This is a genomic window from Streptomyces sp. Tu6071, assembly GCF_000213055.1.
In the GTDB taxonomy this organism is placed as follows: domain Bacteria; phylum Actinomycetota; class Actinomycetes; order Streptomycetales; family Streptomycetaceae; genus Streptomyces; species Streptomyces evansiae.
On record NZ_CM001165.1, the window covers coordinates 1,197,277 to 1,213,609 of the forward strand.

Sequence of the window (16,333 nt, forward strand, 5' to 3'; positions counted from 1 at the left end):
GAACTTAGAAAAAACAGCAGAACACAACGAGCGGGGCGACCTCCCGGGAGACTGCCCCCGCCTTTCTGTTTCATGTCCGACCGGGTTCCAGTTGACTATTACCTTTTACGTAGTTCCCGCTCAACCGCGAGCTGCCGGGAGGAGAGCCTTGCCACCTTCGTCGGCGCGGCCGTGATTGGCCGGCGCGTGCGGTACGTGGTCGGTCCTTTTGCTTCCCGTGAGGGGTGGTGAGTGGTCAGCGGCCGTGCGGGGGGCCCGAGTACGTCTCGTGGTGCAGGGCGAGGAATAGTGCGGCACCCAGGAGCCAGACTCCGATCAGCGCGGGGATTGCGATGTTGACGATCTTCCTTCCTGGCAGGTCGATGCGCGCGATGTTCGGATCGTGCGCCTCGTAGCGCACCGGAACTTCCCGGCCCAGGGGGAGTTTCCCGACTCCTGAGGACTGGGATTGGAACGTGTACCGGGTGCCGTCCGCGTCGGTGAAGTCGATGATTGCGAAGACGGCGTCGTGCGCCGCGTTGTGCGAAACCACGCGACCCCTGGCGTACGTTCCGCGATGTTTCAGACGGTACTGCACCCGCACCTCACGGAATGCGAAAAGGAAAGGGATGAGGCTCGCTACCAGGAAAATGAAACTCATGGAAGTCGCTTTCCGGAGATGGCCAATTCATCGCAGCGGGGCATGCTGCCGGGGTACGTGCGGTCAGCGGGTCAGCGGCGCCACCGCATGCCGTGGTGGTGGCGCAGGCGATGAATCTCCCACCACGCCAGGACCGATACGGTGACCGGCCCACCGAGGACGGCACTGATCGCCACCGGCCGCGGAAACGGCGGCAAGCCGCCCGCTGACTGACTGACGAGAGCAAACACCCAGACCGCGATACCAGTCGTCAGGGCCGGCAGCGCGGGATGAAGGGCGGAAAAGCTGAAACCATTACGGACCGCCGGCCCCGACACGAAGCACACGAAGTAGACGATCCACCAGAACGGCGCCCAGATGACCAAAGCTGCCACGCAGACAAAAAGCAGATTGTCCTCGGTCACCGTCTGCGGCATGACAGACGACAGAGCCGTCAACGACCCGACGAACAGAGCCGGCAGAAGCAGCCAGGCACCCACATACTTCAGGACAGTCAGGCCACCGTCCCTGAAGTGCGCCCTCATCAGCAACCGCCGCTGCCGCGTGGCGATCCCGTACAGCGCCGCAGCCACCACCACCGCACTGGCCAACGCCAACCACGGCGCCAGATACAGCCGTTGCACGAACTGATCGAACGCGTCGGCCACCCCACCGTAGACAGCCAACAGCCCACCGGATACGGCGACGGCAGCCCACGCACGTATCCGCTGCGCCCTCAACACCGCATCGTCCACGATCCGCCCTCGCGGATGACGGGGAAAAGAACGACGGGCAACCCGCCGCGCGGACCTGGCCACTTGATAGAAGACCAGCAGCGGCACCGTGAGCCACCACATGCACGGCACCAAAAGCACCAAGGCAGCAGGACGCACACTTCCCGGACGCGGACCCGGGAGCAACTCGGCCGGCCGCGGCCACTCATCCTCACGCACCACCCGCCACAGCGGCACGTAGGGACGTGGCGGGACGGGTGGACGCCGCGGGGGACGAGGCGGCGGCTGCGGGACGCGCCCCACGTCGCCTGAGCCCGGATCCATCTCAACCCCTTCCACAGCGTATTGAGAGGGACGCCCAGTGCTGCGAAGAGGTTCCCAACGCCCCCGCAGTGGCACAGGACATGGCCTGTCGCGCTCGACCCGAGCCGGATCGGACCGAGCCTTCCCCTCAATCACCCCCACGGCGAGAGCGCCGCTCGACGCAGCGGGCGCCTCCGGGCGGAGCCAGGGGGAGGACGGGCGAACTGGGGCGGGGCCCCGGGAAGTCGCGCCCGTTGGTGGAGCCCTGGAGGGACCGGGAGAGAGTGTCAGCGGTGACACAAGGGATGCGCGCAGGCGTCCCCCACGGATAGGTCCGATATAGGACGACGGCCGAAGAGGCGTGGCAGCGGACGTTCGCAGGGCTTCCTCGCCGACCGGCTCCTGAGGGAAGTGTCAGTCGCTGCGGCGCCGCGTCCGCCACGAACACCGATGCCGGACCCGGGACGGCACGGAACCTGGTGGCCCGCACCGAATGGCACGAGCGACATGCCGCCCACGACGCGGTCGCCCGCGGCCCGCGCGACAGGCGGCCCGTGACCGCCCCCGTATCCGGACGGGCAGGGTGCAGAGGCGTGTCATGGGTCGTCGGCCGGCAACGCGGCCCTCCGGCGGCTTCGAGTGGCCCGCCCGCGCGGCTTTCACCGGCACGGTCCGACCACCGGCTCCGGCGGCGTACGAAGGCCGCCCATGCCCCTGACGCCCGTCCCAGGGGGAAGTGCGCAGTCCCCGGCCCCGCGGCCGGGGACTGCGGTGGGCTCGCCGTCCGCGCCCCGCTCAGTCCGGGCGTGAGCGAAGGGGCGGGATCGCCGTCACCAGCTGGAGTTGTCGTCCGCGAGGTGCCAGAGGCGGTCGGCGCTCGGGTAGGAGGTGTCGAGGTGGAGAGTGTTCCAGCTGCCGTCGTTGTAGCGGTTGAGGGTCATGGCGAGGTCGGTGTCGACCTTGGGCTGCCAGAGCCACCAGCGGGAGGTGTTGTCACCCTCGGGACGCAGGACCCATCGCTGGAGATCGGACCCGTCGCAGGTCCGCACGACGATCGTGGTGCCGCGGGCGGGCTTCGCGTCGGACGGCTGGAGGCACTTGTCGGCGGCCTTGTTCTTCAAGGTCAGCGTGTAGCGTCCGCCTTCCCACTTGCCGTCCACCTCGTCCCATGCCTCGGTCTTGTGCTTCCACGCCGGGTCGCGCAGGGAGACCGCGGTGGCGCCTTCGGCCGTGGAGTCGCCGTACAGCGCGAGGCGGCTCCCGTCCGTCCGGTTGATCAGGTCCTGGCCCGTGCGGTCGGCCGCCGAGGCGCTTCCCGCACCGAAGGTGGCGAGAAGAGTGACGGCGGCTGCGGCCGCGGTCAGGGCACGACGGGGACGGAACGTGGACATTGTTCTCCTTCGATGGCGGGTCTTCGGTCATCGCGTCACGGCGCCGGCTGGAAACGGCCCGGACAGCCCCGGGCGAACCGAGGCCGTGCCGGTCGACGCCACTCGCTCAGCCTGAAGGCCGCGACCGAGCGCTGTGTGAGGCCGAGGAGCGGCAGACCAGCCGTGCGGCCACGCCCCCTTCGCTCCGCGACTCCCGCCGGTACAGAGGGGAATCGTTTCGGCGAGCAGACTCCGCCCACCCGCGCCGGGAGGGGCGAGTATGGCCGGGTTCGCACGCGCGGGTGACCCACCCGACAGCCCGGGTCACCCCCAGGAGCGAATGAAGACCGAACGATGGTCTGCCGCTGGGCGTGAAGCGCGTTCCGGTACCCGGCCGGGACGTCTTCTCGCGACCGCACGGGGACCGGGAAGGCAGCGCCTTCGCCACTGCCGACGGCGGGAGCTGGCCCGGGCTCGGCGCGAAGACCCTTCGGGTGCGACCCGCCGAGGCGTTGGTGCCCTGATCAGGCACGTCGCAGGCGGTCGCTGAAGCCCGGGGCGCCGGGTGCGGGCTCAGGGTCATGCTGCCGGTGTTCGCGTCGCGGCGGTGGCTACGCTCTCCACGAGATCGAGGGCGATCACCGCCCAGTACGGCGAGCACGCCGCGCAACGACTGTTCACCCCCGCACTCGACCGTGTGGCCGGCCGCGAAAACCCAAGCCGCAGCACGAGCCGCTCGGGCTCGACGCCGCCCTCCAGACCCTCGCACGTACGTGTCGTGGTCCTCGCTCACCGCGAACAGCGTCGTGGCGACGAAGCCCCCGGTGCTCCCCGCCGGTATGCGGTACGCGCCCATCCTCACATTGCCGCTCGCCCGATCGGGCCCGTCCGCGAAAGATCGGGCCCGGCCGCGAGGAAGCGCGCGTGGGAGAGCGAGTGACGGATGCCGGGCAGGGGTGGCGGCGGAACGAGTGCGGGCCCGGCGGGCACCCCGCGGGGCGGCCGGCCGGCCTCGGGCCGGTGGGAGTTGTGGTGCAGTCGCTGAGCCGTGCCCGCCCGGCGGGTCTCAGGACGTTCCGGGGTCCGGCGCGGCGTGGGCGGCACCGTCCCCGGTCGGGCCCTCGCCGCTCCCGGCCGTGGCCCGGTCCGCGAGGAGCGCGAGGGCCTCGGCGGAGGGTGAGTGCGGTTCGACGGTGTGCATTCCGAGGACCAGTTCGGGCTGCCCGACCGGCGTGAACGCCTCGTACCCGAGCTCCATGGGGCCGACGACGGGGTGGTGGTAGCACTTGCTGCCGTGCTCGCGCAGGTACACGTCGTGCTCGGCCCACCAGCGGCGGAAGTCGGGGTCGCGCACGGCGAGGTCGCCGACGAGATCGGCGAGCCCGGGGTCGTGCGGGTGCGCGCCCGCGTACCGGCGCAGCTCGGCGACGATCTTGCGGGCGGTGGTGGCCCAGTCCTCGTACAGTTCGCGGGCCGCGTCCACCGTGAAGAGGTAGCGGACCATGTTCCGCTGCCCGGGGGGCAGGGAGTCGAGACCGGTGTAGAAGGCGGCGCCGAGCGGGTTGACGGCGACGAGGTCCTGCCGCGGTCCGAGGACGAGCGCGGGCACGTCGGCCATGAGGTCCAGCGCGCGGCGCAGTCCGGGGCGCAGGCGCGGGACGGGGGCGGCGGCGCTCCTGGCGCGGGCCGGTCCGGCGAGGGCGAAGAGGTGGTCCCGTTCGGCCGGATCGAGGCGCAGGACACGGGCGACCGCGTCGAGCACGGCGGCCGAGACGTTCTTGGTACGCCCGCGCTCCAGGCGCTCGTAGTACTCGGCGCTGACCCCGGCGAGCAGGGCCACCTCCTCGCGCCGCAGCCCCGGCACCCGGCGCACCCCCATGGAGGCCGGCAGGCCCGCGTCCTGCGGGCTGATACGGGCACGACGCGTGCGCAGGAATGCGCGCAGGTCGTTGGCGGCGGGGTCGCTCATGCTCCGAGACTAGCCGCGCGGGCCGGGCGCAGCGGGGGGTCTGCCGGTACCCCCTCTGCCCGTCACCCCGTCCCAGCGCGACGTGTCGCCCTCGCCGCTCCCGTGATGCAGTGGAAAAGAACCAGCCATCAAGGACGAAAGGGATGGTGAGCCCGGTATGCGACAGAACACGCTCGGTGCGTCCGGCATCGTGGTCAGCGACCTGGCGTTCGGCGCGATGAACTTCGGCTTCCCCGGCGGGCCGGACGACAAGGAGGCGGTCGCCATGGTGCACCGCGCGCTGGACGCCGGGATCAATCTGGTCGACACCGCCGACGTCTACACGAACGGGGAGTCGGAGCGTGTCGTGGGCCTCGCCCTCAAGGGGCGTCGCGCCGATGTCGTCCTCGCGACGAAGTTCGGCCTGCCCATGGGCGAGGACCCGAACCGGGCGGGCGGCTCGCCGCGCTGGATCAGGCGCGCGGTCGAGGACAGCCTGCGCCGCCTCGGCACCGACCACATCGACCTCTACCAGATGCACCGCCCCGACTACCGGACGGCCCTGGACGAGACCCTCAGCGCGCTGAGCGACCTCGTCCGCGAGGGCAAGATCCGCGCCATCGGCTCCTCGACCTTCCCGCCGGAGCTGATCGTCGCCGCGCGGTGGGCGGCCGAGAAGGGCGGGCACCGGCCCTTCGTCACCGAGCAGCCGCGCTACTCGGTCTTCAACCGCCGCCCCGAGGCGCACGTCTTCCCCGCCCTGCGCGCGTACGGGATGGGGGCGCTCACCTACGCCCCGCTGGCGAGCGGCTGGCTCGCGGGGCGGGCCGAGCCGGGCGGTGGGCCGCGCGCGCGGATGGAGAAGCACGTCTTCGACCTCGACAGCCCCGCCAACCGGGCGAAGGTCCGTGCGGCGGAGGAACTGCGCGAACTGGCGGACGGCATCGGCGTGCCCATGACGCACCTCGCGCTCGCCTTCGTCCGTGCGCACCCGGCGGTCAGCACGGCGCTCATCGGGCCGCGCACGCCGGAGCAGCTCGACGACCTGCTCGCGGCGGCCGACGTCACGCTCGACGCGGCGGCCCTCGACCGCATCGACGAGATCGTGGCGCCCGGCAGCGACCTCAACCCGGCGGACAACTACGACGCCGAGATCCCGGCCCTCGCGGACAAGACGCTGCGCCGCCGCGCCTGACCGGCCCCCTGCCCCCACTTCTCCTGGCCCCCAGGACGGGGTGACCCCTGCGGGCTTGCGCGCGGCCGGCGGCGGGGCCGCGCGCGGTCGGCCGGTGGGCCGGGGTCAGCCCACCGGTGTGCCCACCAAGACGCGCCAGCGCGGCAGTTCGGAGAACGGCACGACGAGGCAGAGCAGCGTCACCGGTACGGCGAGCCAGACCGGCCACAGGACCCAGGCGGAGGCGGTGGCGGCGACGAGCTGGAGCAGCAGGAGCAGGATGGTGACGATGCCGGGCACGGCGACGGGCGAGTCGCCGCCGGGCCGGTCCCCCGGGGTGGAGAAGACGGCGGGCAGTCCGATGAGGAGGACGTCGGCGAGGACCGCGAGGAGGATCGAGTGCGGCCACAGGGCCCAGGGGGTGGCGACCCAGGCGATGAGTTCGGTGGCGAAGCGCAGGCCGCCGCGCAGGTTGTCGTGGCCGGGCTTGGCGAGGCGCGAGGAGTGGTCAGGCACGGGCGTGGCTCGCGAGGAAGCGGGTGATGAGGGCGGCGGTTTCGGCGGGGCGTTCCGCGTGGAGGTAGTGCCCGGCGCCCTCGACGACCTCCAGGGTGCCGGTGCCCGGGGGCAGGGCGGCCACGATCGCCGCGCCCTCGGCCGCGGGGTCGGGGAAGTCCGGGTCCGCCGAGCCCATGACGACGAGCACCGGGACGGTGACGTGGGCGAGTTCCGCCTCGGCGTCCGCCCCGTTGGTCTTCATGGTGAGGAGGAACTGCCCCATGCGCTCGGGCTCGGAGAGCTTGGCACGCAGCGCGGCGGTGTACTCGGCCCAGTCCGCCGGCTTGGCCGGATAGGCGGCGTTCAGGTACCGGAGCCACATGCCGAGGCTGCGGAAGGCGACGGTGGCGCCCATGAGCAGTCCGCCGCGCCGGTAGCGGCGTACGCGCAGCATGGCGCCGAGGTCCGTCTTGGGCACGCGGGTGAAGGGGTTGAGTTCCACGACCGAGCTGATGAGTTCGGGGGCCCGCGCGGCGGCGATGGTGGCCGCGCCGCCGGAGAGGGACTGGCCGACGAGGACGGCGGGCCCGCCGAGGTGCCGGACAAGTGCCAGCAGGTCGGAGGCGACGTCGGAGCGGGAGATCGACGCCCAGCCGGTGCTGGAGTCGCCGTGCCCGCGCAGGTCCGCGGCCACGACCCGGTAGCCGGCCGCGGCGAGGAGGGGCGCGAGGAAGCGGTACGACTGACGCAGGTCGCCGATGCCGTGCGAGAGCACGATCAGCGGCCCGTCGCCCGTCGACTCGTAGGCGATGCGGCCGTTGTCGACGCTCACGTAGGACGGGGGAGCGGCGCTGAAGGCGCCCGGGTCGGGCAGGGCAGGTCTGTTCATGGTTTTCGTCCAGGGAGGTGAAGGGAGGGGAGAGCTAGGATGGACGCCAGAATAGAACCAGCCTGGGGTTCACTCTTTGGACTGGCGTCCATCGAAAGTAGAGCACACCCGCAGGCGCGACGAAAGCAAAGAAGAGGTAATGCGCGAAGACTCCCCCCTTCCTGCCCCCGAAACGGCCCGTCCGGAACCCGGTGCCGGCGGAGGGCGCCGCGAGCGCCAGCGCCTGCGCCGCCGCAACGAGCTCTACGACGTCGCCCTCGGGCTGTTCGTCGAGAAGGGCTACGAGGGGACGACCATGGAGGACATCGCCGACCGCGCGGACGTGGCGCGGGCGACGGTCTTCAACCACTTCCCCCGCAAGGCCGTCTTCCTCCAGGAATGGGCGCGGCGACGCCGGGAGGCCGCGCTGGTGGCCGCCCACCGGTCCGACGCGGCGGACACCTCGCTGCGCGCGGTCCTCCTGCGCTACTTCGGCGAGCTGGGACGGGTCTCGCAGGGGACGCGGGAGGCGAGCGTCGCCATGCTCACGGGCTCGGTCCACGCGACGGACATCTGGCGCAGGTCGCCGCTGGCCGCCGAACTGGCCGACATCGTCCGCACGGCCACGCCCGAGGGCGACCTCGCGCCCGGCCTGGACGCCGATCGTCTCGGCCTGCTCCTGTCGGGCGCGTACTTCGTCATCCTCGTCACGTGGGTCAGCGAGGAGCCCGCCCCGTTCGACATCACCGACGAGCTGATGGCGATGGTGGACACCGTGCTCTACGGCGGGGTCCCGGACGGCGACCGGGGTGCGGACCACGGCGCCGCCTAGCGGCCTGACCGCCTGGCCGCCCCGCTGCCGAGGGGGCGTTCGGCACAGGACCTCGGACGGGTGCGCGAAGCCCGAGGATGAGTGCGGCCGGGGCCGCTCCCCCGCACCCGCCATCGGGCTCGCACGGGTGTGGGGAACGCCGGAACAGCCCTCATCCACCCGGGCTTTGGCCTGCCACTGGAGCTGCGTCACGATCCGCGTGTCCGGCAGCTCCAGCCCCCGTGCCCGCCCCGGTTCTCGTGGTCGTCAGGAGATGCCCCGTGCCCGCGCCTCGCGTGTCGCGGTGGTGAGGCCCTTGGCGGAGGGGGCGCCGTGGCCGGGCAGGACGAGGTGTTGCGGGAGTGCGGCGAGGCGGTCCAGGGAGGCGAGGGCGGTGGCGCTGTCGGCGGTGAAGGCGCGGCAGACGGTGCCGGGTCCGTGGTGGCCGGTCATGCCGTCGAGCGTGACCAGGGCGTCGCCGGTGAGGACCGCGTCGTGCCCCGGGAAGACATAGGTCGTGCTGCCCGGGGTGTGGCCGGGCGTGGTCAGCGCCCTGGGGCGGCCGGGGAGGGCATCGAAGGTGTGGTCGCCGTCGAAGGCGCGCGCGTGCGGGAAGGGCGCGGCGGTGAAGCCGCCGCGCAGCGCCATGTGCAGGGGGGTCGCGAGGGCGGCGGGGCGGCGCAGGAGGTAGGGCGCCATGGAGCGTTCCGGCTTGGCGTGGCGCAGGGAGCTGCGCGGCCCGTCCGTGAGGGTGGCCGCGTCAGCCCGTGGGGTCCAGATCTCGGCGCCGGCCGCGTGCAGAGGGGCGGCCAGGCCGGTGTGGTCCGGGTGGGTGTGGGTGAGCAGGACGGCGCGGATGTCGGAGAGGGCGCGGCCGGTGGTGGCGAGGTGCGCGCGCAGTTGCCGCAGGTGGGCGGGCAGGCCCGCGTCCACGAGCAGGAGGCCGTCCTGATGGTGCACCAGATAGAAGTTGACCACGTCGTCGCCGAGGCGGTCGATGCCGGGGGCGACGGCGCGGACGCGGGAGGTGCGGCTCATGATCGGCTCCGGCGGGGTGCGGGGTGGACCGCGCGGGAGAATGGCGCGGTGGCGCGGCGGGAAGCGCCGCCGCGCTATTTTCGTTACAACGTACTGTACTGAATATGGGGAGGCTCGCGCGTGCCGTCAACCGATCCGGCAGGGCGCAGGGTGTACGACGCCAGCGGACGCCGGGCGGCGGCCCGCCGCACGCGCGCCGCCGTCCTGGGCGCCTGCCGGGAACTGCTGCTGACCGAGGGCTACCGGGCGACGACGATCCGCGCGGTGGCGGCGCGCGCCGAGGTCTCGCCCGAGATGGTCTACAAGGCGTACCGCGGCAAGGCCGGGCTGATGAAAGCGCTGTGGGACACCACGCTGGCCGGGGACGACGAGCCCGTGCCGATGTCCGAGCGGGCCGCCCTGCGCCAGGTGTGGGCCGAGCCGGACGCGCACGAGAAGCTGCGCGGGTACGCGGCCTTCGTGTGCGGCGTCCACCAGCGCACCGCCGCGCTGTTCTCGCTGCTGAGCGAGGCCGGTGCCGAGGTGGCAGAGGTGCTGGCGGAGACCGAGCGGGAGCGCCTCGTCGGCGTCACCGCCTTCACCGGGCACCTCGCCGAGCGGGGACTGCTACGGGCGGGAACGGACCCGGCCCGCGCGGCCGACGGGGTCTGGGCACTGACCGGCCCGCACGTCTACGACCGGCTCACCGGCGCCCGGCAGTGGCCCGCCTCCGAGTACCGGCAGTGGCTGGCCCGGACGCTCGCGGCCGACCTCCTCCCCTGACGCCCGGCGAGGGCGCGTGTGCTCAGGCCCCGACGAGCGGGGTCAGGAGCGACTGTTCGCGTACGGCGTCGAGGGAGAGGGTCCGGTAGCCCGCCTCGGTGAAGAGCACCGTGAGGCGGTCCGCCTCGCCGCTCATGACCTCGCCCTCGCCCCAGGCGCGGTGGCTGACCCGGGTGCCGGGCGGGAACTCGGGGGCGGTGGGGATCGCGGCCGAGGGTGCGGTGGAGCCGCCGGTCCCGGCGAGCACGGCGGGACCGCGCGCCCCGTCCGCGTGCTCGCTCGCCTCGCAGTTGTCGCAGCCCGCGCACTCCCCCGCCGGGAGGTCCTCGCCGAAGTAGCCGAGCAGCGCGCGGCGACGGCAGCCCTCGCTCTCCGCGTAGCCGCGCATCATCTCCACGCGGCTGCGCTCCAGGCGGGTGCGGGCCTCGGCGAGGCGTACCGCCTCCCGCGCGCAGGTGTCCCTGCGCGCGCCGGGCACCGCGCGTATCCCCGCCTCCTCCAGGAGGAGTCCCCCGGCCTCGGAGAGCAGGTGGACCAGGGAGGTGAGCGCGGAGTGGGTCAGCCCGGTCTCCTCCCGCAGCACCGTGGGCGGTACCGGGCCCGTGTGCGCGCGCACCCGGTCCATGAGCGCGGCGAGCGCGGCCTCGTCGGGGTGGCCGGAGGCGCGGTAGCGCTGGACGCCGAGGTCCTCGGAGCGGTAGCCGAGGATCGCGCGGGCGGGGCGCCCGTCGCGGCCCGCGCGGCCGAGTTCCTGGTAGTACGCGTCGAGCGAGCCGGGCACGGAGGCGTGCAGTACGAAGCGCACGTCGGTCTTGTCGATGCCCATGCCGAAGGCCGAGGTCGCCACGACGACGTCGAGTTCGCCCGTGTGGAAGGCGTCGTGGACGGCGGAGCGGGCCGCTCCGGTCATCCCCGCGTGGTAGGCGGCGCCGGAGAAGCCGAGCGAGGAGAGTTCCGCCGCGTACCGCTCGGTCTCCTTGCGGGTTCCGGCGTAGACGATGCCGGGCTTCGCCTCGCCGGCCGCGCGCTCGACGACCCAGCGGGACTTGGCCTCCTCGTCCCGGTGCCGGACCACTTCGAGGTGGATCTCGGGGCGGTCGAAGCCGGACACGATCTCGCGGGCGCCGGGCATACGGAGGTGGCGCAGGATGTCGGCCCGGACGGGCGGCGCGGCGCTCGCGGTGAGGGCGAGGAGCGGCGGGTGGCCGATCCGGTCGCGGACACGGCCGAGCGCGAGGTAGTCGGGGCGGAAGTCGTGACCCCAACTGGACACGCAGTGCGCCTCGTCCACGACCATGAGGGCGGGCCCGGCGCCGCCGACCATGGCGAGCACGTCGGGCTTGGCGAGTTGTTCGGGCGAGACGAAGAGGAAGTCGAGCGCGCCCTCGCGCACCCGCTCCCAAGTCTGGGCGTTCTCGCGCGCCCGCTGCGAGGAGTTGACGGCCGAGGCGCGGGCCCCGGCGCTGCGGCCGAGGGCCGAGACCTGGTCGCGCTGGAGCGCGATGAGGGGGCTGACGACGAGCACGGGGCCGTCCAGGAGGACACCGGGGACCTGGTAGACCGCGGATTTCCCGGCGCCGGTCGGCATCACGACGATCGTGTCCTCGCCCGCCATCACGGCCTCCATGGCGGCGAGTTGCGCGGGCCGCAGTTCCTCCCAGCCGAAGACCTCGCGGGCGGCGTCGCCCAGGCGTGAGCGGACGGAGGGGCGGCGGGCGGCGCGGGGCATGGGGGCCTCCTGGTACGGGTGCGGCGAGGACCCCGTCCGGTGGGCCCCGGCGAGGATGCCGGGCGTGTACCCGGCCCCTGGCCGCGCACGACGCGCGGAGCGGATTTTTCGCGGGGAATCTCCTCGCGCGCCCGTCCGCTTGACGTTTCCTCACCGCGAGCGGCCGGATTCCGCCGGTGGCAGGATTCCGGCGGCCGATTCCCGGCGGCGGTACGGCTACGTGGCGACGGGTTTCCGCGGCGGCGGGTCGTCCGCGAGTCGCTGTCCGCTACCGGCTCAGCCACCACACGAGCGCCCCGCCGAGGACGAGGAGGAGGCACAGGGCGGCGTTCGTGCGGCGGTAGTCGACGAGGAGGGCGACGAACTCGCGGATCGTGGCGCTGGGCCAGAAGTACGGGGCCGTGGGCGCCCCGACGACGTGGCCGCGGACGCCGACGCGGCGGGCGGTGACGGCGGTGCGGAAGACGTGGTAGTTGCTCGTCACGACGACGCACCGGTAGCCGGGCCTCGCCTTCGCCATGAGCGCGTGACTGTTGCGCAGGTTCTCGCCGGTCGTCGCGGAGTGCTCCTCGCGCACGAGGAGCCGCTCGGGGAAACCCTTCTCCCGGACGTACCGCGCCATCGCCTCCGCCTCGGGGAGCGCCTCGTCGCCGCCCTTGCCGCCGGAGAGGAGCAGGAGCGGCTCGCGCCCCCGCTTCGTGAGCTTGCGGTGCGCGGAGAGTCCCCGGTCGAGCCGGGCGGCGAGCAGCGGCGAGACGCGTTCGCCGCCGAGCAGTCCCGCGCCGAGCACCACGACGTAGTCGGTCCTCCGGCGGACGCGGACGTGCCCGTAGAGGAAGGCGTAGGCGAGCATGCAGGCGAAGAGGAAGCCGAAGTACCCGGCGATCGCGGTGATCGTGCCGGCGAGCACGAGCAGGGTGCGGGCGTGCAGGACGAAGGCGGTGACGAGCAGCGCGGCGAGCGCGAGCAGCCCGAGCCCGGCGAGGAGCGAGAGCAGGTTGGCGGGCCCTCGGCCTTCCCTGCGGACCATCGTGACGCCGTTGGCGAGGAGGAAAGGAACCGGTACGAGGACGCACAGCGCGCCGACGACGACGCCCGCCACCGCCACGTCCCGCCCGGCGAGGGTGTCCTCGCGTATGAGCGTGAAGCACCAGGCGGCGAGGGCGAAGACGAGGGACAGGCCGAGGAGGACGGCGTTGCTGAAGCGGCGCCGGTCCCTGAGCACCCCCACGCAGAACACGAGGAACGTCACGGCCGCGGGGGCGTAGGCCAACATGCGGAGAGTCTAGAGGCCGTCGCGCGGCACGCGGGCCGAACGGTGCGGTGCCGCCTTGCCGACGTTGCTCGGCGGGCCCGCGCGACCGACCGCGGACACGACCGACCGACCGCGGACGCGACAGCTCACCGACACCGCCGACCGCCCGCCCTGCCGCGCGAGCGGCGGGCTCCCCGGCACACCCCGGCCCCGCCACCCGGGTCGGGATGGCGGGGCCGGGAAGGGGCGGGGCTCATGCCTTGTGCTGCATGGACTCCCGGGCGGGGTTCGCCTGCTTGTCCGCCTTCGGGTCGCGCTCCGCGGCCTTCGCGCGCACGCCCTTCTCGATGCGGGTGCCGGTCTCCTCGTCGATGTGCCGCCAGTAGGCGAAGGCACGCTCCAGGACGGGTTCCGTCACGCCGTTGAGCAGGTGGCCGACGACGTTCTCCACGAGGCGCTCGCGCGCGGCCTCGTCCATGACCTCCCGTACCAGCGTGTGTGCCTGTCCCCAGTCGTCGTCCTCGGGGTGGCTCACGTAGCCGACGCGGGTGATCTCGCCGTCGGCGTGCCAGCTCGGCGGGGTGCCGAAGCGCTCGGTGTCGGCCGCCGGGCCGCCCTTGGAGTTGGGCGCGTAGACCGGGTCCGTCGTCTTGCGGAAGGCCATCTGGCCGTCCTTCGCATACGAATGGACGGGGACGACCGGGGCGTTGACGGGGAGCTGCTGGTAGTTGGCGCCGATGCGGTAGCGGTGGGCGTCCGCGTAGGAGAAGAGGCGGCCCAGGAGCATCCGGTCCGGGCTCGGACCGATGCCGGGCACGAAGTTGTTCGGCTGGAAGGCCGCCTGCTCGATCTCGGCGTGGTGGTCGGTGGGGTTGCGGTCGAGTGTCATGCGGCCGACCTCGATGAGCGGGTAGTCGCCGTGCGACCACACCTTCGTGAGGTCGAAGGGGTTGAAGCGGTAGCCCTCGGCATCCGCGTACGGCATGACCTGCACGTACAGCGTCCAGCTCGGGAACTCGCCGTCCCTGATGTGCTCGAAGAGGTCCCGCGTGTGGTAGTCGGTGTCCGCCGAGGCCATCTGGTCGGCCTCGTCCTGGGTGAAGTGCTCCAGGCCCTGGTCGGTCTTGAAGTGGTACTTGACCCAGAACCGCTCGCCGCTCGCGTTGCTCCACTGGTAGGTGTGCGATCCGTAGCCGTTCATGTGCCGCCACGTGCGCGGGATGCCCCGGTCGCCCATGAGCCAGGCCACCTGGTGGGCGGACTCGGGCGAGAGCGTCCAGAAGTCCCACTGCATGTCGTGGTCGCGGAGGTTGTTGTCCGCGCGGCGCTTCTGGGAGCGGATGAAGTGCTGGAACTTCATCGGGTCCTTGATGAAGAAGACCGGGGTGTTGTTGCCGACGAGGTCGTAGTTGCCCTGCGAGGTGTAGAACTTCAGGGCGAAACCGCGCGGGTCGCGCCACGTGTCCGGGCTCCCCCGCTCCCCCGCCACGGTCGAGAACCGGGCGAGCAGTTCGGTACGGGTGCCGGGCCGGAACACCTCCGCCTTCGTGTACGCCGTCACGTCCCCGGTCACCTCGAAGTGGCCGAAGGCGCCGCTGCCCTTGGCGTGCGGCTGCCGCTCCGGGATGCGCTCCCGGTTGAACTGGGCCATCTGCTCGATGAGATACCCGTCCTGAAGCAGCAGCGGCCCGCCCGCTCCCACGGTGAGGGAGTGCTCGTCGCTCTCGACGGGCGCCCCCGAGTCCGTGGTGGTCGCCGGGATGTCGGACATGTGGCCGCCTCTCCTCGCTGTCGTGCGCGGCGCTCCGCTCCGCCGGAGACGGGCCGGGGCCGCTCCGTCCGCGTATCCCTTGGGACGGAGGCGAAACATGCGCGGGCGGTGTGTCCACCCGGACGGGGCGGACGCGGGCGGGGTAGAGCTGGGGAGGTGACAGAGGAGCGGGAACCGGAACGGACGGCGGACGGGCGCTACGTGCTCGTACGGGGCCGCCGCTGGCGCGCCACCGACCCCGCGCTGCCCGAGGAGGTCGCGCGGCGGCTGCGGCACCACCTGATGGCCGCGCGGCGGGCCGTGGGCGCGGCGCTGCGCGCGGAGGACGCGGCGGCCGAGCGGGCGGCCCGGGAGCGGGTGGGGATCGCGAAGCGGGCGCTGGGCGAGCGGGGCGAGCCGCCGTGGTGGGAGCAGGACACGGCGGCGCGTGAACGGCGCTGGGAGGAGGGACTGCGGGCGCTCGACGAGAGCGGGTGAAGCACCCGAGAGAGGGGGTGAAGCCCCGAGGAGCGGGTGAGGCCCCGAGGGAGCGGGTGAGGTCCGGCAGCGCGTGCGGCCCCGAGGGAGCGGGTGAAACCCCGCAGCGCGTGCGGCCCCGCCCCCCTTAGCGGCCGAAGCCCCGGCCCCGTGGGCGGCTGAGGCAAGCCACGGCCCCGCCTCAGCCCCTCGCCGGCCTGCTCTCGTGCGGGTCCGGCTCCGGGTGCGCGTCGGTGATCTCGGGTTCCAGGCCGTCCGCGAGCGCCTCCCCGGCGTGCCCGGTGTCGGTGCGCCAGCTCCGGAAGGCCCAGGCGGTCGCCGCGACGACCACGAGGCCGAGCAGGCAGCCGCCGACGACGTCGCTGAACCAGTGCACGCCGAGCGCGACGCGCGTGAAGCACACGCCGACGACGGAGACGATGCCGACCGCCCAGCACACGGGTCGCCAGGCCCGCGGCACGAAGGGCAGCAGGACGAGGACGAGGACGGCGAAGGACGTCGTGGCCGTCATCGCGTGGCCGGAGGGGAAGGAGTAGCCGGGCGCGTGCGCCACCGGGTCCTGGAAGGCGGGGCGGGCCCGCTCCACGGCGAGCTTCACGAGCAGTCCCACGAGCCCCCCGGCGACCGCCGTGACCCCTGACCAGGCGGCGAGCCGCCAGGCGCGCCGGTACAGCAGCCAGCAGGTGAGCGCGGCGACGGCGAGACGCAGCGTCACCGGGTCCCACACGTGGTCCGACAGGAGGCGCAGCGTCGAGGTCCACGCCGGGTGGTCGAGCGCGACCCGGTTGAGCCGCCCCGCCGCGCCCGCGTCGACCCGGTGCAGCGGCTGCCACTTGGTCTCCACGAGCACCACGAGCAGCCCGAAGGGCACGGCGCCGAGCGCGGTGACGGCGGCGGCACCGAGCAGCCGGACACCGAACCTGCGGTCGGCGGGCCGCCGGTAGCGGTCGGCGAGGCGGCGCAGCAGGGGCACGGT

The 16,333-nt window shown here is 73.1% G+C and carries 15 protein-coding genes; 4 read left to right on the forward strand and 11 right to left on the reverse strand.

Annotated elements, in window-relative coordinates; translation table 11 throughout:
* Positions 1 to 235 precede the first annotated feature (235 nt).
* From STTU_RS04980 to STTU_RS04995, 4 genes are all read right to left on the reverse strand, one after another.
* Positions 236 to 640 (reverse strand): DUF3592 domain-containing protein, encoded by a 405-nt coding sequence (locus STTU_RS04980; RefSeq protein WP_043254197.1) that lies wholly within the window; start codon positions 638 to 640, stop codon positions 236 to 238.
* Between the two features lie 71 nt (positions 641 to 711).
* A complete protein-coding gene (locus STTU_RS04985; protein ID WP_078518930.1) occupies positions 712 to 1,374 on the reverse strand; it encodes a hypothetical protein in 663 nt (220 codons plus the stop codon).
* 1,112 nt (positions 1,375 to 2,486) lie between these two features.
* The gene (locus tag STTU_RS04990) at positions 2,487 to 3,047 is read right to left on the reverse strand and encodes an RICIN domain-containing protein (RefSeq protein ID WP_007820437.1); all 561 of its coding nucleotides are present in this window, start codon (positions 3,045 to 3,047) and stop codon (positions 2,487 to 2,489) included.
* 1,045 nt (positions 3,048 to 4,092) lie between these two features.
* Positions 4,093 to 4,995, reverse strand: a complete 903-nt coding sequence (locus STTU_RS04995; RefSeq protein WP_043254200.1) for a helix-turn-helix transcriptional regulator — start codon at positions 4,993 to 4,995, stop codon at positions 4,093 to 4,095.
* A gap of 157 nt (positions 4,996 to 5,152) precedes the next feature.
* Here STTU_RS04995 and STTU_RS05000 point away from each other — a divergent pair, with 157 nt between their 5' ends.
* Positions 5,153 to 6,169: an aldo/keto reductase gene (locus STTU_RS05000; RefSeq protein WP_007820440.1), complete on the forward strand. Its 1,017-nt coding sequence runs from the start codon at positions 5,153 to 5,155 to the stop codon at positions 6,167 to 6,169.
* A gap of 105 nt (positions 6,170 to 6,274) precedes the next feature.
* Here the strand turns inward: STTU_RS05000 and STTU_RS05005 are convergent, their stop codons facing one another.
* Both STTU_RS05005 and STTU_RS05010 read right to left on the reverse strand, forming a co-directional pair.
* A complete protein-coding gene (locus tag STTU_RS05005; RefSeq protein ID WP_007820441.1) occupies positions 6,275 to 6,664 on the reverse strand; it encodes a hypothetical protein in 390 nt (129 codons plus the stop codon).
* Positions 6,657 to 7,535 carry an alpha/beta fold hydrolase gene (locus STTU_RS05010; RefSeq protein ID WP_052862325.1) on the reverse strand — a complete coding sequence of 293 codons (879 nt, stop codon included), beginning with the start codon at positions 7,533 to 7,535 and terminating at the stop codon, positions 6,657 to 6,659. The genes STTU_RS05005 and STTU_RS05010 overlap by 8 nt, the downstream gene beginning before the upstream one ends.
* 139 nt (positions 7,536 to 7,674) lie before the next feature.
* On the opposite strand from STTU_RS05010, the gene STTU_RS05015 reads away from it, so the two are divergent.
* Positions 7,675 to 8,346 carry a TetR/AcrR family transcriptional regulator gene (locus tag STTU_RS05015; protein ID WP_007820443.1) on the forward strand — a complete coding sequence of 224 codons (672 nt, stop codon included), beginning with the start codon at positions 7,675 to 7,677 and terminating at the stop codon, positions 8,344 to 8,346.
* Between the two features lie 246 nt (positions 8,347 to 8,592).
* On the opposite strand, the gene STTU_RS05020 is transcribed toward STTU_RS05015, so the two are convergent.
* On the reverse strand, positions 8,593 to 9,363 hold the full coding sequence (locus STTU_RS05020) for an MBL fold metallo-hydrolase (protein WP_007820444.1): 771 nt from the start codon (positions 9,361 to 9,363) through the stop codon (positions 8,593 to 8,595).
* 150 nt (positions 9,364 to 9,513) lie between these two features.
* Between STTU_RS05020 and STTU_RS05025 the strand changes: the two genes are divergently transcribed.
* Positions 9,514 to 10,125 (forward strand): TetR/AcrR family transcriptional regulator, encoded by a 612-nt coding sequence (locus STTU_RS05025; RefSeq protein WP_007820445.1) that lies wholly within the window; start codon positions 9,514 to 9,516, stop codon positions 10,123 to 10,125.
* Positions 10,126 to 10,147: 22 nt separating this feature from the next.
* On the opposite strand, the gene STTU_RS05030 is transcribed toward STTU_RS05025, so the two are convergent.
* From STTU_RS05030 to STTU_RS05040, 3 genes are all read right to left on the reverse strand, one after another.
* On the reverse strand, positions 10,148 to 11,854 hold the full coding sequence (locus tag STTU_RS05030; RefSeq protein WP_007820447.1) for a RecQ family ATP-dependent DNA helicase: 1,707 nt from the start codon (positions 11,852 to 11,854) through the stop codon (positions 10,148 to 10,150).
* Between the two features lie 268 nt (positions 11,855 to 12,122).
* On the reverse strand, positions 12,123 to 13,130 hold the full coding sequence (locus STTU_RS05035) for a YdcF family protein (protein ID WP_043254202.1): 1,008 nt from the start codon (positions 13,128 to 13,130) through the stop codon (positions 12,123 to 12,125).
* A gap of 232 nt (positions 13,131 to 13,362) precedes the next feature.
* On the reverse strand, positions 13,363 to 14,880 hold the full coding sequence (locus tag STTU_RS05040; RefSeq protein WP_007820451.1) for a catalase: 1,518 nt from the start codon (positions 14,878 to 14,880) through the stop codon (positions 13,363 to 13,365).
* A gap of 156 nt (positions 14,881 to 15,036) precedes the next feature.
* On the opposite strand from STTU_RS05040, the gene STTU_RS05045 reads away from it, so the two are divergent.
* The gene (locus tag STTU_RS05045; RefSeq protein WP_010266956.1) at positions 15,037 to 15,357 is read left to right on the forward strand and encodes a hypothetical protein; all 321 of its coding nucleotides are present in this window, start codon (positions 15,037 to 15,039) and stop codon (positions 15,355 to 15,357) included.
* A gap of 181 nt (positions 15,358 to 15,538) precedes the next feature.
* Here STTU_RS05045 and STTU_RS05050 read toward each other — a convergent pair whose 3' ends face one another.
* Positions 15,539 to 16,330 (reverse strand): phosphatase PAP2 family protein, encoded by a 792-nt coding sequence (locus STTU_RS05050; protein WP_007820455.1) that lies wholly within the window; start codon positions 16,328 to 16,330, stop codon positions 15,539 to 15,541.
* Positions 16,331 to 16,333 lie beyond the last annotated feature (3 nt).

Coding starts and splice junctions, on each gene's coding strand:
- STTU_RS04980 (WP_043254197.1), bottom strand. CDS start 640: ATGAGTTTCATTTTCCTGGTAGCGAGCCTCATCCCTTTCCTTTTCGCA.
- STTU_RS04990 (WP_007820437.1), bottom strand. CDS start 3,047: ATGTCCACGTTCCGTCCCCGTCGTGCCCTGACCGCGGCCGCAGCCGCC.
- STTU_RS04995 (WP_043254200.1), bottom strand. CDS start 4,995: ATGAGCGACCCCGCCGCCAACGACCTGCGCGCATTCCTGCGCACGCGT.
- STTU_RS05000 (WP_007820440.1), top strand. CDS start 5,153: ATGCGACAGAACACGCTCGGTGCGTCCGGCATCGTGGTCAGCGACCTG.
- STTU_RS05010 (WP_052862325.1), bottom strand. CDS start 7,535: ATGAACAGACCTGCCCTGCCCGACCCGGGCGCCTTCAGCGCCGCTCCC.
- STTU_RS05015 (WP_007820443.1), top strand. CDS start 7,675: ATGCGCGAAGACTCCCCCCTTCCTGCCCCCGAAACGGCCCGTCCGGAA.
- STTU_RS05020 (WP_007820444.1), bottom strand. CDS start 9,363: ATGAGCCGCACCTCCCGCGTCCGCGCCGTCGCCCCCGGCATCGACCGC.
- STTU_RS05030 (WP_007820447.1), bottom strand. CDS start 11,854: ATGCCCCGCGCCGCCCGCCGCCCCTCCGTCCGCTCACGCCTGGGCGAC.
- STTU_RS05035 (WP_043254202.1), bottom strand. CDS start 13,130: ATGTTGGCCTACGCCCCCGCGGCCGTGACGTTCCTCGTGTTCTGCGTG.
- STTU_RS05040 (WP_007820451.1), bottom strand. CDS start 14,880: ATGTCCGACATCCCGGCGACCACCACGGACTCGGGGGCGCCCGTCGAG.